Origin of the sequence: Halalkalibacter flavus, assembly GCF_036663575.1 — a bacterium.
In the GTDB taxonomy this organism is placed as follows: Bacteria; Bacillota; Bacilli; order Bacillales; family Bacillaceae_D; genus Halalkalibacter; species Halalkalibacter flavus.
Genome location: NZ_JAWRVK010000014.1, coordinates 34,926 through 48,808 on the forward strand (window position 1 = coordinate 34,926; position 13,883 = coordinate 48,808).

12 protein-coding genes are annotated in these 13,883 nt (G+C 35.8%); all 12 read right to left on the minus strand.

The window, feature by feature from the left end; all coding sequences use genetic code 11:
- Positions 1-5: 5 nt before the first annotated feature.
- The 12 genes from SAY88_RS11050 to SAY88_RS11105 all read right to left on the minus strand — a co-directional run bounded on the left by SAY88_RS11050 (position 6) and on the right by SAY88_RS11105 (position 13,849).
- A complete protein-coding gene (locus SAY88_RS11050; RefSeq protein WP_332631808.1) occupies positions 6-1,175 on the minus strand; it encodes a response regulator transcription factor in 1,170 nt (389 codons plus the stop codon).
- Positions 1,165-2,922: a cache domain-containing sensor histidine kinase gene (locus tag SAY88_RS11055; protein WP_332631810.1), complete on the minus strand. Its 1,758-nt coding sequence runs from the start codon at positions 2,920-2,922 to the stop codon at positions 1,165-1,167. The genes SAY88_RS11050 and SAY88_RS11055 overlap by 11 nt, the downstream gene beginning before the upstream one ends.
- A gap of 281 nt (positions 2,923-3,203) precedes the next feature.
- Complete coding sequence (locus SAY88_RS11060) at positions 3,204-4,616, minus strand: sigma-54 interaction domain-containing protein (RefSeq protein WP_332631812.1); 1,413 nt, start codon at positions 4,614-4,616, stop codon at positions 3,204-3,206.
- Positions 4,617-4,704: 88 nt separating this feature from the next.
- Positions 4,705-5,988, minus strand: coding sequence for a GntP family permease (locus tag SAY88_RS11065; protein WP_332631908.1), 1,284 nt, complete (start codon positions 5,986-5,988; stop codon positions 4,705-4,707).
- A gap of 101 nt (positions 5,989-6,089) precedes the next feature.
- On the minus strand, positions 6,090-6,863 hold the full coding sequence (locus SAY88_RS11070; protein ID WP_332631814.1) for a 3-hydroxybutyrate dehydrogenase: 774 nt from the start codon (positions 6,861-6,863) through the stop codon (positions 6,090-6,092).
- A gap of 449 nt (positions 6,864-7,312) precedes the next feature.
- Positions 7,313-7,765 (minus strand): ribose 5-phosphate isomerase B, encoded by a 453-nt coding sequence (gene rpiB / locus SAY88_RS11075; protein ID WP_250094634.1) that lies wholly within the window; start codon positions 7,763-7,765, stop codon positions 7,313-7,315.
- Positions 7,766-7,787: 22 nt separating this feature from the next.
- On the minus strand, positions 7,788-9,065 hold the full coding sequence (locus SAY88_RS11080; RefSeq protein WP_332631818.1) for a TRAP transporter large permease: 1,278 nt from the start codon (positions 9,063-9,065) through the stop codon (positions 7,788-7,790).
- A 35-nt stretch (positions 9,066-9,100) separates the two neighbouring features.
- Positions 9,101-9,598 carry a TRAP transporter small permease gene (locus SAY88_RS11085; RefSeq protein WP_332631820.1) on the minus strand — a complete coding sequence of 166 codons (498 nt, stop codon included), beginning with the start codon at positions 9,596-9,598 and terminating at the stop codon, positions 9,101-9,103.
- 37 nt (positions 9,599-9,635) lie between these two features.
- Positions 9,636-10,655 (minus strand): TRAP transporter substrate-binding protein, encoded by a 1,020-nt coding sequence (locus SAY88_RS11090; RefSeq protein ID WP_332631822.1) that lies wholly within the window; start codon positions 10,653-10,655, stop codon positions 9,636-9,638.
- Between the two features lie 18 nt (positions 10,656-10,673).
- Positions 10,674-11,603: a ribokinase gene (rbsK, locus tag SAY88_RS11095; protein WP_332631824.1), complete on the minus strand. Its 930-nt coding sequence runs from the start codon at positions 11,601-11,603 to the stop codon at positions 10,674-10,676.
- Positions 11,600-12,595 carry a LacI family DNA-binding transcriptional regulator gene (locus SAY88_RS11100; protein WP_332631825.1) on the minus strand — a complete coding sequence of 332 codons (996 nt, stop codon included), beginning with the start codon at positions 12,593-12,595 and terminating at the stop codon, positions 11,600-11,602. Before SAY88_RS11100 ends, rbsK begins: the two co-directional genes overlap by 4 nt.
- A 402-nt stretch (positions 12,596-12,997) precedes the next feature.
- The gene (locus SAY88_RS11105) at positions 12,998-13,849 is read right to left on the minus strand and encodes a patatin-like phospholipase family protein (protein ID WP_332631826.1); all 852 of its coding nucleotides are present in this window, start codon (positions 13,847-13,849) and stop codon (positions 12,998-13,000) included.
- Positions 13,850-13,883 lie beyond the last annotated feature (34 nt).

A 13,883-nucleotide genomic window follows, 5' to 3' on the forward strand; every position in this document is an offset into this window, starting at 1 on the left:
CAATTCTAGTCACTTTTTCTATATTGACTCGGTGTGACTTTTTGCCGTTTTTTAAACACTTGGCTGAAGTACCGTTGGTCATTGTAACCGACCATGTTGGCAATTTCATAGGTTTTTAGATCCGTCGTTTTTAACAGTACACAGGCATGCTCAATTCTTAAGTTTGTAACATATTCTAAAAATGTTACGCCCGTTTTTTGCTTAAATAAAACACTAAAATAACTGACACTTAAATCAACTTCTTCAGCTACAGAGTCAATACCAATTTCCTTTGTAAAGTTTTCCTGTAAGTATTTTTTTGCTTTTTTGATTGCTGCATCTGGAGAATACTTTGATTGATATTCACTTTTAATGTGATCTTCAGAGATCAGATTCATTTTTAAAAACGAAGCAGAGTCTAATAATTTCCATGTTTGCTGATAGGATTGGGAAAGGTTATTCATTCCAACTACATCCTTACCTACAGCTATTTTCACCAACCCATCTATTTTATTACCAAACTCCTTCATTGCTAATTTAACCTTAGCAGCTAAACCTTTATTCTTCTTTAGGTGAGAACAAACAAGGATATAGCGTGTACTTTCAAATTTATATAAGAATACTTCTGAGAATTGCTCTCCACTCACAAATTTGACCCAGTCCCTAAGCTGTTGTTCATCATTTGCTGATCCTTTATTAAACTCTAATGCCGAAATCACATACGTTCGATCATCATTTTCAAGACTGAACTTTGTTTCTCCAAGTGTGATCGCTTCATAAATGAGGTGTTTCCGATGCTCATCTTCTTTCTTCCTTGATTCTTCAAATTTTGTAATGACTCTATTTATACATTCTTCTAATTCTTCATGATCGATCGGCTTTAAAATATAATCAAATGCATTATTTTGTAAGCCTTCTCTAGCATACTCAAATTCATTGTAGCCACTTAACAGAATCACTTCTGGTTTTACCGGCATTGTTTGAATCCTTTTTAATAAATCAAGCCCATTCATTTCGGGCATACAAATATCAGTTATTACAATATCTGGCTGAATGTCTTGAACAAGAAGAGCTGCATCCTGGCCATCATTAGCTGTTCCAGCAATCTCACAACCTAAAGCTTTCCAGTCAATAATTTTCTGCAGACTTCTAAGAATGAGCGATTCGTCGTCAACTAGCAACACATTATAAGTCATGTTGTTCCCCCTGAGTTAAAGGAAACGTCAGCTTGATGATTGTTCCTTTGCTCTCCTTAGAGCAGATCATCAAGCCGTAACGTTCTCCATAATAAAGTTCCAAGCGTTCTTGAACATTCATTACTCCACAACCTAACTTTCGTTTCGATTCTTTGCAACCTTGTTTATATTTATTAAAAGTGGAAAGGACCTCATTTGTCATTCCAACGCCATTATCTTCAATAAAAAAGAATCCTTCTTTGTCAGACATTCTTCCACGGATCTTTATGACACCATCTGTTTTATTACGATTAAAAGCATGAATTAATATATTTTCTACTAATGGTTGTAGAACGAGTTTTAAGATAGCATAAGTTTCTAATTGTTTATCTACATTAATTTCGAACGTAAACCTTTCATCAAATCGAACCTTCTGAATTTCCATATAACTAATAACATGACGTACTTCATCTCTAACCGTTACTTTGTTATCTGAATTAATACTAAGGCGTAGAAGCTTTCCAAGATTGATTGTCATCTTGCTAATATCTCTACTTCCATGTAATACAGCCAATGAATTAATAGACTCTAACGTGTTATATAAGAAATGCGGATTAATTTGATTTTGTAATACTTTAAATTCAGCTCTTCTTTTTCGTTCCTGTTCATTTTTGACTCTCTTTAACAATGTTGATATTTCCTCAACCATTCGATTAAACCCTTTCGCTAACTGGTTCAACTCAACGGAGGAAAACGCTTTCATCCTAGTGGATAATTGTCCTTCTTCAACTTTTTTCATATTATATTGAAACTCTGTTATAAACTGGATAATCCTATTTAAAAAGATTTGCTTAAAACAGACAGCGAACACCGTCACAAAAATAACTAAAAAAATTGTCACTTGTCGTATAAATCTCGTTTCATCTGTAATGAAGCTCCATGGTTTGATGGATACAAGGAAAAACTCGGAATCTTCGTTCTCATTAAAGCTAATCGGGATGTACGTAATTAAACTTTTTTCTTTTTCCCAATCACTAATTAATGTTCCAGTTTGATTTGTCACCATTTCTTTTGGGAGCTCGATCGTTTCACCAACCAATTCATGGTTACGGTTATAAACAATCTCTCCTTCTTGGTTCACAATCATTTCCTGAGAATCCTTCTGTTGAAGTCCTTTAAATACTTCATCAAAGCGATCCAACTTCACGTCAATTATGAGATATCCAATATCATGAAGAGTATGAATGTCCTTGATAACACGCCCTTGGGAGAAGATTGGTTTCTCCCCTTCAACAAACTTGTCACTTTCAGCAGTTGATAACCAGACTGGCCGTCCTTCCCCCTCCACCATAAGATTAAAATACTCTGATTCTTGAAACTGTTCGAATGAAGGAATACTTGGCTTTTTAAAACTATAAACATGACCATTAGCACTATAAAGAACTAAATCATCAAGTTTCGATTGACCATACATAAGTCCAGCAATGGCTTGGCCTCGATTATAAAAATCCAATAATGATTGCTCGTCATTAAATTTAATAAAGTCTTGAACTTCCCTAGAAGAAATAATGTAATTTGATAAATTGTCAACCTCAGACAAGATCATTTGTAAATTTAGATCAATTGCTTCTAACGTATGTAACGTTTCATCCCCAACCTTGTTTTTTAACGTTGAAGAAGTGACATGGTAGGAAACAAAACCTAAAATAAAAATCGGTAATAGAATAAAAACCAAAAATGCGATAAGAATTTTATTTTGAAACTTCATAAAAAACACCCATTTTTCTGAATGATTTGTGTTATTGAAATAGTAGCACACGTAAAGAACTACGTATACTTGGGAATAAAAGGAATCAATGATGTGGCAGTTTATGACCCTTTGATTTATTGTGTATCTTTTCATTATAATTTCATTAAAGCGCTATCAAAGTGGGGTATTTTTTTTATTTGTGTTTAAATTTTTATTATGTAAGACAAAAAATAGGTACATTCAACCGTAAAAAGCCCTTTCAATATCATGAAAGGACTTTTAACTCTGTAACTGTAACTTTATCTAATATCATAAACCTTACACTTATCATAAAAGCTTGTCTTACCTATTCCGAGTAATTTGGCTGCTGCTAATTTATCTCCACTTGTTACCTCAAGTGCATGTATAATAGCTTTCTTTTCTGCTTTAGCTATCGTCTCTTTTAGGGGTTGAACATTTGATAAAATTAGACTACCAGACGCTTCGATAACAGGAGTTTCTATTTCCGATTTATCTACTTGATCCCTAATATATAAAGGCAGATGCTCGGATTTGATGACCGTACCATCTAAAACATTTATGGCTCTCTCTAGTACATTCTCTAGTTCCCGAACATTACCTGGCCACTTATGGTTTTCTAGTTTTGCAACAACTTCTGGAGATAAGTTGGTACCTTTTCGATAAAATTTTCTCTCGAGCTTTTGTAATAAATTATTAGAGATCGCTTCAATATCTTCCTTACGCTTTCTAAGAGGAGGAATTTCTATGTTAATCACATTCAGTCGGTAAAATAAATCTTGACGGAATGTTCCTTCTTCTACCATCTTCGTTAAATCTCGATTCGTGGCTGCAATAATTCGTAAATCAATTGGAATGGTCTTTTGTCCCCCAACAGGTTGTACCTCTTTTTCTTGTAGAGCTCGTAACAATTTACTTTGCATAGAGAGCGGCATGTCTCCAATCTCATCTAGAAAAACCGTCCCCTTATTTGCCACTGTAAAAAGGCCTTCTTTTCCTCCCTTTTTCGCTCCTGTAAATGCTCCGTCCTCATAACCAAATAGCTCTGATTCAAACAACACTTCCGGAATGGAAGCACAGTTAATAGCTACAAACGGAAAACTACTACGTGCACTACTATGATGAATCGCATGAGCAAATAACTCTTTTCCGGTACCAGACTCACCCGTAATTAAAACAGATGAATCACTCCCAGCAACCTTTTCTCCCAATGCTTTTGCGGCTTTAAATGTATCACTGTTTCCTATTAAATCATCGAATGAATATTTACTTGTTAATTCATTGACTGCTTTATTTTTATAGAAGTTTAGCTCTTCCAAAAGGTTATTCATCTTATTTTTAAAATGTCGTAAGTTATCTGGGTCAGGAAAAATAACCGTCCCAAATGCCCCTACTAATTTTCCCTCTATGAAAATAGGGTAGCGATTGGCAATCATCACACTGCCATTAATAGGTTGAAGATTTTCAATTTCTTTTTCGCCAGTTTTTGCGACAATATGCATTCGTGTATTTTCAATGATTTCTTGGACTGATCGGCCAATTGCATCATCAAAAGTCGTACCAATAAACTCACAATATGCCTCATCTATATAAACAATGATTCCATCTCGATCCACTATGACAATTCGTTCAATCCCTATGTGAATGATCTCAATTAACCAGTCAATTGAAAGCCCTATCATATCTAGCTTCATGAATACTCCTCCAATCAATAGAACAATTATAACATAGTAGAAAAAAGGAAAAAGCTGCCCTCAATTGAACAGCTTCTTAACCTAAATCTTAATAGATCCCCATTGCAGCTAACGCGATTGCTGCAACCGTTGCAATAATAGGAATAATGATTGCAACAACAGCAATATCTTTATAACTTTCTTTATGTGATAATCCCGTTATGGTTAGCAACGTTAATACAGCACCATTATGAGGTAGGACATCTAATCCCCCTGAAGATAAAGAAGCAATTCTGTGAAATGCCTCAGGGCTAATTCCAGTACTCAGGGCGATTTGATAATATTGATCTCCCAATGCTTCTAGGGCGATTCCCATCCCACCTGAAGCCGAACCTGTTGCACCTGCTAATAGATTAACAGCGATTGCTTCAGAGATAAGTGGGTTTCCTGGAACATTCATTAACATTTCAGTAAGCTTTTTAAAGCCTGGTACTGCTTGAACAACGGTCCCGAACCCTACTGCTGCACTCGTGTTAATAATTGCTATGATCGAACCTGTCGCACCACTATTGATGGATTTTACAAAGCCTTTCATTTTCGTAATATTTAATAATAAGATTAATAGAATACCAGAAAGTAATGCCACAACAATATGCCATTCAAGTAAGTTTAATGTTAAGAGTACGGTTAGTAGTGGTAATAAAGATAAGAACACGTTCGGGGAATTCCCTTCTATTTTTAACATGCTCGTATCTTTTGGCTCTGTAAACCCTTCCCCTTTTTCCGTAAGCTGTTTTTGACGCCAAATTAAATAAAAATAGCCTCCGATTGCCATAATTAAAGCAGAAACAATTCCCATAACTGGAGCTGCCATTGCATTTGTTTGAAAATATGGCATTGGAATCAGGTTTTGAATTTGCGGCGTTCCTGGCAGCGCTGTCATTGTAAAGGTAAACGCACCTAATGCAATCGTAGCTGGCATGATTCTTCTACTAATATTCGCTTCTCTGAATAAAGATAATGCAAGAGGGTAAACCGCAAACACTACAACGAATAAACTAATTCCTCCATATGTTAAAACAGCACAAGATAAAATAACTCCTAAAATGGCTCGTTTTGTTCCCATTAATTTCGATAAAACAACAGCAATTGATTTTGCCATCCCTGCATCTTCCATTAATTTACCAAAAATCGCACTTAACATGAATACTGGGAACCATTGTTTTGCAAAGTTCACAAACCCACTCATATACGTATTTGTGTATGCATCTAACAGATCTAACCCACCAGTAAGTGCTACAACACCGGCCGCAATTGGTGCAACCCAAATGATCGACCACCCCATAAATGCAAGCGTCAACAAAACAATTAAACCTAGTATAATACCAATCATCATTCCACCCCATTATCTAATAGATTATCTGCATCTTTACCTACCCTACTACTTAGAATGTCAGGGTGTATATATACCCGCGCTAGTAAGACGGACTATTATTACTGTGCCGTATATCCCCCGTCTAACAACACCGCTTGCCCAGTAACTCCTTTTGCTTTTTCACTACTTAAAAATAGAGCATAATCAGCAATTTCTTGTACTGCTAATAGCCGTTTTTGTGGTACTAATGGATAAAGCACCTCTTCTTTTACTTTTTCAACAGGAACATTACGAGTTTTTGCTAAATCTTCAAATTGTCCACGAACGAGCGGCGTATCCACATAACCTGGACAAAGAGCATTCACCGTAATATTATGCTCTGCTGTTTCAAGTGCAGCAACCTTTGTTAATCCAATTACTCCGTGTTTTGCACTGTTGTATGCAGCCTTCCCAGCAAAGCCAATCACCCCATTAATTGAAGCCATATTAATAATTCGTCCATAACCTTGCTTTTTCATAATTGGCAATACATGCTTTGTCGCAATAAATGGGGCGATTTGCATCACTTTAATCATGAATTCAAACTTTTCAGTTGGAAACTCTTCAATAGGTGAAACATGCTGCAACCCTGCATTATTAAAAAGAACATCAAGCCTACCGTACTTTTCAACTGTCGCATCAATTGCGGCTTTTATATCTTCTTCTTTTGTTACATCCACTTTTAATCCTAAACAATCATATCCTTGTTTTCTTAGGTTTTTTGTTACCTCGTTAACTTTTTCTTCATTAATATCTGTAAAAACTACTCTATAACCATCCTTAAGAAATGCTTCGCCAATTTGATATCCGATTCCGCTTGCTGCACCTGTAATAAACGTTACTTTTTTTTTCATTCTTCTTTCCTCCTAGTTAATAAACTTATCTGTGAATGAGGGCTTCGGTAACCATTCTAAGTTTTGTTGTGAGGCGTGTATAATTAGGGGGCTCACACAGATTCCAACCGCCTTGAAGACAGCGCTTTCAACAAATCGAAGGCTGCTACTGCACACTCAATAATCTATAAAGCAAGTTTTGTGCCAACTTTCTAATTATCTTTAATAAATGTAAAAATTAACTATAAAATCTCTCACTATTTAAGAATTCGCTTGCATTTTTGGAAAACAAAATTATATTTTGTGGATTTGTTTATCTATGCTATCTTATACTTTACCATTTCCGTAAATGCGGAAAATTCCGTTTTACAGGAATGTTTTTATGTGCGTTTTCCGTAATTTCGGAATAACCAATAAATAAAAAAGTTCCTGTTCACCGTGCGTTATAGCACGGTACAGGAACCTTTTTATTACTTTTGATTACTATTATCCATCTCATGTAACATTTCTACTCGTCTTCTAAACTCTTCTGATGTGCTAAATGTTGCAGATAGAAATCTTTCAATTAGCTCATTTGCTACTGTATGACCAATAATTTGGGCTCCAATTGCCATAACGTTAACATCATCATGTTCAACACATTGATGTGCAGTATAAATATCATGACACACCGAAGCCCTTATACCTGGTACTTTATTTGCCGCTATACTGGCCCCAACACCTGTACCACAGATCATTATACCTCGTTCTGCTTCGTTATCTAGAACTGCTTGACATACTTGCTTTGTGATAACTGGAAAATCTACAGGATCTGTATTATGAGAACCAAAATCAATGATTTCATGCCCTTCTTTTCTCAGAAATTCTAAAACCGATCCTTTTAATGGAAATCCTGCATGATCAGAACCAATTGCTATTTTCATAGTCTGTTCCACCTTTCAACTTTTATCTATTTACTAATTCAGGTAACCAAAGTGTTAAGCTCGGGAATAGGATCACTAGTAATAATACAACAACATTAGCAACAAAAAACGGCATTACTTCTTTTATGACTGATCCAATCTTATCCCCGCTAATTGAGGTCACTATATACAGAACAACTCCAATCGGTGGTGTTAAAAGACCTAGAGTAAGGTTAATTACGACAATCATTGTCATATGAATTGGATCAATACCTAATGAAGTGCCAAGTACTAATAATGTTGGTAACACAATTACTAGAGAAGCGATCGTTTCCATAACAGATCCGACTACAAACAATACTAAATTAACTAGTAATATTGCCAAAATTGGAACAACTGTAATTAGTAAGATTGATTCGGAAATAGTTTGCGGGATTCTCTCTGATGCAATAATCCAACCATAGGTAGCAGCGAATCCAACAATAATTAAGACTGTTCCTGTAAATTGAGCTGTCTCCACACATGATCTGTACAAATCTTTCAAACTTACATCTCTACGGATAATAAATCCTAGCACAAGAGCTGCAAATACCCCCATTGCTCCGGCCTCTGTTGGTGTAAATAAACCACCTAATACTCCGTAAAGAATAAAAACAATTAATCCGAGCTCCCAAATACATCCTTTAAAGCTTGCCCAGATTTCCGCTACTTGGAATTCATTTGATTTAGGGAACTTTCTTTTAACAGCAATTATATAAGCTGTAACCATCATTGCGATCCCCATTAATATACCCGGAATAATTCCCGCTAAAAATAGTTCATAAATTGATAATCCTGCTGTAACCCCAGCAATAATAATATTGATACTTGGAGGAATAATAGGTCCTACTGTTGAAGATGCACCTGTTATAGCTGCAGCATAAGCAGATGGATATCCTTCTTTCTTCATTGCGGGTATTAATGTCTTCCCTAATCCAGCCGTATCAGCCACTGCTGTACCAGAAATACCTGAGAACAACATACTTATACCAACATTGGCAATCCCTAACCCACCTCTTATATATCCTACTATCGAAACAACAAACCTGATAAGCCTTTTAGTAGCCATTCCGGAATTCAATATGGCTGCCAATAATAAGTAAAATGGAATCGCCAATAATGAAAAGGAGGTCAGTTGAGTCGTAATTCTTTGCCCTATTAATAATGGAGGAATGTCACTTATAATGATATAAGCTAATGACGACAAGCCAATAACAATAAATATAGGAAAGCGTAAAACTAATAATAAAATGAACAATATAAGCATGACTACTAATGCCATATCAACTTCTCCTTTCTTGTTACTACTTAAATCAATCAATTTTTTGTAATGTTATTCTTACTTTTCCCTCTTAGATTGCAAATTGATTTTATGAGAAGTTTGACATAGTAATAAGACATAATAATCATGCCGACAAACATACTAATTTGAATCCAAAACATTGAAATATTTAAGCGTGCAGTAGTTGCTCCACGACCACTCCATGCTAGTTGAAAAAGGATGACTCCGATCGTAAGTAAAAACAAGCAAATAACTGTATACACCACAATTTCGATTCTATTTCTCCATTGTTCTGGGAATTTCTCAACAATATAATCCATACTAATGTGTGTATTACGGCCAGCAGCTACTGCAGCACCAATATTAACTAACCAAATTAATAAAAGTGTAGCTACCTCTTCTCCGCTCCAAATAGGTATCTTATCAAAAAACTGACGTGCAAAAACTTGTACAAACATGATTAATACAAGTGAGATTACCAATAGAAAAGCAGTGAATTCTAGGAAATTGATCAGTTTAAATCTCCGCAACATCTTAATCCCACCTTAAGAGGGGGAAGGCCCCTCTCTGTTATTTACTCTCGTTAACCCTCTCAATCCAGGTTTGCATAAGGGCATCATAGCTAGAGTATGCTTGTGAAGCAGCTTCAGCAAATTCTGAAGAATCAACTTCAACTATTTCTACACCAGCTTCCTCTAGCCCAGCAAATGCAGCTTCTAATTCTTCAACATGTAGATTATGCTCAAACTCTTTTGTTTCTTGAGCCGCTTCTTCAATTGCTTGTTTTTGCTCATCTGTTAAGCTTTCAAAAATATCATTACTAATTAGAAGGTAAGCAGCTTGGTATTGATGATTTGAAAGAGTAATGTAATCTTGAACTTCATAGAATTTATCTGAATAAATTTGCGTAATTGGATTCTCTTGCGCATCTATAACATTTTGTTGTAAAGCTGAATACACTTCAGAAATAGGAAGTGTGACCACTCTCGCTCCCATTGCTTCAAATGCTGGAGGTGCAGTCGGTGATTCAGGTACACGAATGTTTAAACCTCTTAAATCATCAATAGATTCGATTTTTTTGTTACTTGAAATTTGTCTTGGAGCTCTCATGAAATACGTAAGTGGTTTAAACCCTTCTTCGATCATTAATTCATTTAATTCTTCACCAGATTCACTTGTTAAAAAGTTGTTTAGATGATCACTATCTTCGAACAAGTACGGAACTCCAAAAATACCGATTTCCTCAACCCAAGCAGATACCGGCTCCAAACTAACGGTTCCACCCACCGTTCCAATTTTCATACCTTCTAAAGCTTCACGTTGAGTTCCAAGTGATGCAGAATCATGAACTTCGACCTTAATAGTGCCTTCCGTTTTTTCCTCTACTAATTCTGCAAATTTATTTGTTGCTTTTACCCAAATATGAGACGAAGGCTGATCGAGTGAAAAGGTGATCGTCTTTTCTTCTGCTACTGTTTCTCCAGTTGAAGAAGATGAATCTGATGTAGTTGAATCCTCAGTAGTTGAACCACATGCACCTAAGAAGCCCACCATCATAGTTAGTGAAAGTATTGATAATAATTTTTTCATTTTTTTCTCCCCTTTTTTTCATAGTTTTGAGGCATATCCATGCATTTCTTCATTCGTTGGCATACCGAGTTGAGCTCCGTTTTTTGTAACAGAAAGAGCTGCTGCTAAGTTGGAAAATCGAATAGCAGCTTCTAAATCATTACCACTTGCTAATGAATAAGCGAGAGCACCATTAAACGTATCCCCTGCACCAGTGGTATCAACTGGAACAACCTTCACACTTTTTACTTCTTGTAGAGTTTGACTCGAATGACTGCTGAATAGTACACCATCTTCCCCCCTAGTTAGGATTATATTTTTCACTCTTTGTTTAAAGAGTTGAGAAAAACCTATCTCAAGATCTTGCTGATTCTTCAAATCTAAACCCGTCATAGCTTGCATCTCACTGAAGTTTGGTGTTAAATAAGTTGTTTTTTCAATTAATTCAGCAGGTAATGGTTGTGCTGGGGCCGGGTTTAGTATTATAGGAATGGAGTGTAATGTTGCGAGTTCCATTGCCCTTGTAACCGTTTCTAGCGGTATTTCTAATTGAACTAAGATAATATCTGAAGATGCTATTAGCCTTTCTTGTTGATCGATGTGTGCTGGCAGTAAGTCGTAATTTGCCCCAGGAATGACTGTAATCTTATTTGTATCATTAGAAACATTAATAAATGCGATTCCACTTGAATTATTAGGAGAAGTATAAATTCCGTCAATATTAACACACTCATTTGATAGATTTCCCTTGATCTGAACACCTTGACTGTCTGCTCCTACAGATGAGATAAAGGAGACTTCACCACCTAGCCTAGCTGCCGCTACAGCTTGATTGGCTCCTTTTCCTCCCATAAACTCCTGGAAACTTGTTCCTATAATTGTTTCTCCTACTTGAGGATACGTTGCTGAACGTACAACATAGTCAACATTTGAACTACCAATTACGGTTATTCTAGGTTTTCTATTCAATAGTCACACCTACTTTTTTTAGTAGAATCTCTTTCAATTAAACTGACACTAAGTTCATGGAACGATTGATTTTTTTTGTTATTTACAATTTCATCTAAAATAGTATCTGTTGCTAATAATCCCATTTCAAAAATCGGTTGGGCAATAGTGCTCAACTCTGGAATTGTAATTTTAGAAAAGTTAATTCCATCAAAACCGATTACCGCTACATCTTCAGGTACTCTCAATCCTAACGAATATATAGCTTTTAGACTCCCTACGGCCATTAAATCATTACCCGCAAATATCCCATCAATTTTTTGAGTAGAGTTTAATAGCTTTAAGGTTGCTTCATATCCTGTCTGAATTTCATAATCACCATATACCAACAACTCATCTGAGTACCAGGATTTATCTTTTACAACAGCCATATAACCTTCGAGCCTTTTTCTTGCTGTTACAATGTTTTGCGGACCAGCAATATGCGCAATTCTTTCACATCCCTTTTTCAGTAAATGCCGAGTTGCTAGCATAGCCCCTTCATAATTTTTAGATGTAACGGATGACAGCTTTCCATCTAAAGTTCGATCAATAGACACAATTGGAATTTTACATTCCTCAATATGTGAATACGTTAGCGTGTGTGAAGATAAAATGATTCCATCTACGTATTTCTGTTCTAATACTTGCAAATGGTCTAACTCACTTTGCAGGTCACCATTTGAATTACACAAAATGACTGTGTATCCTTTTTTCTTAGCTACTTCTTCAACCCCCTTAGCTAATTCAGCAAAGAAAGGGTTGGTGATATCAGGTAAGAGTAATCCAATAGTTTTTGACTTTTTATTATTCAGACTAACTGCGATAGAACTCGGGGTATAATTTAACTGTTTTACAATATCCAGTACTTTTTCTTCTGTTGCTTTCTTGACTCGCCCTGTTCCATTAATTACTCGCGACACAGTGGCGACGGAAACTCCAGCTTTTTTCGCTACTTCTCTAATCGTTGCCATACTCTCACCTTCAATGTAACCGGTTACTTTTCGTCATAAAAAAATAGTTCTTATGTAACCGGTTACTTTTTAATTTTTAAAAAATGATGCACCTTGTGTAACCGGTTACAATGTTATAAGTGAATATTACACCTTCACCTACAAAAATGTCAATACAATTTAGAAAAAAGCGAAAATTCTAATTAGTCTTCATTGTCATACCTCCTCGATACAATAAATTACGCATATAATTTTACGTAATCATTATTGTTTTGAAGTATATTTATTTAATTGTGTTCTCCACTAGCTAACTCATTTTTTTAAATTCTTAGAATTTAGGAGATATCATTAAAAATGGTTCCTGCATACCGTTGCGTTACAGCACGCAGGAACCATTTATTCAAACCCTAACTTCTACTCTACTCAATCCTCTAACCACTTCTTCAACCGTTCAAACTGCATTTTTGCATCATGATAGCCCAGTTCATACAATTCTAACAGCCTCTTTTGATTTCGTTCAAAGCCACTTATAGATAGGTCTATACTCGGCTGAATAAGAAAGACTTTCTTTTCTTCCTGTTCAGATTCAATAAAGGATAATGTATCATTATATGTAACCAACCGCTTCTCAAATGAATCAGCGACCGCCGGGAACTTTCGGTAGAGTCTCTTCAATATGGAAGATGCTCTACTAGCTTTTAATCTTTCATTAGTTGATTTTGTCATAATGACAATGTTTTTCTGATTTCCGTCTTTTTTCGCTTTTTCTAAAGGAATTGGGTCAACTAATCCACCATCAAGGAGCAGCCGCCCATCATATTCGACAGGACGAGCTATAAAAGGAATAGAGCTAGAAGCTCTAATGATTTTCAGTATATCGTCTTTGTGCTGCTGTTTATTATAGTAAATTGCTTCACCCGTATGACAATCCATCGTCCCTATTAAAAATTGTTGTTTTGTCATTGCAAAGGTTTCAAAATCAAATGGAACAATCCGTCTAGGTACTTCATCAAACAAGAAATCCATTCCAAACATCTCTCTTTTAAAAATGAGGTTACGAAATGATAAATAACGTGGATCATTCACAAGTCCAACATTGACATTCTTATTTCTTCCCATTTGTTTCGATACATAAGATGCCCCCATACAAGCACCGGCTGAAACTCCAATCACATAAGAAAAAAACAAATCCTTCTCAAGGAAGTATTCTAGAACCCCAGCCGTATAGAGTCCTTTCATTCCTCCACCTTCTAAAACAAGTCCGCAGTTTTGCATGTATGATAGTCCTTTTCTTAAACTTTTGATACTA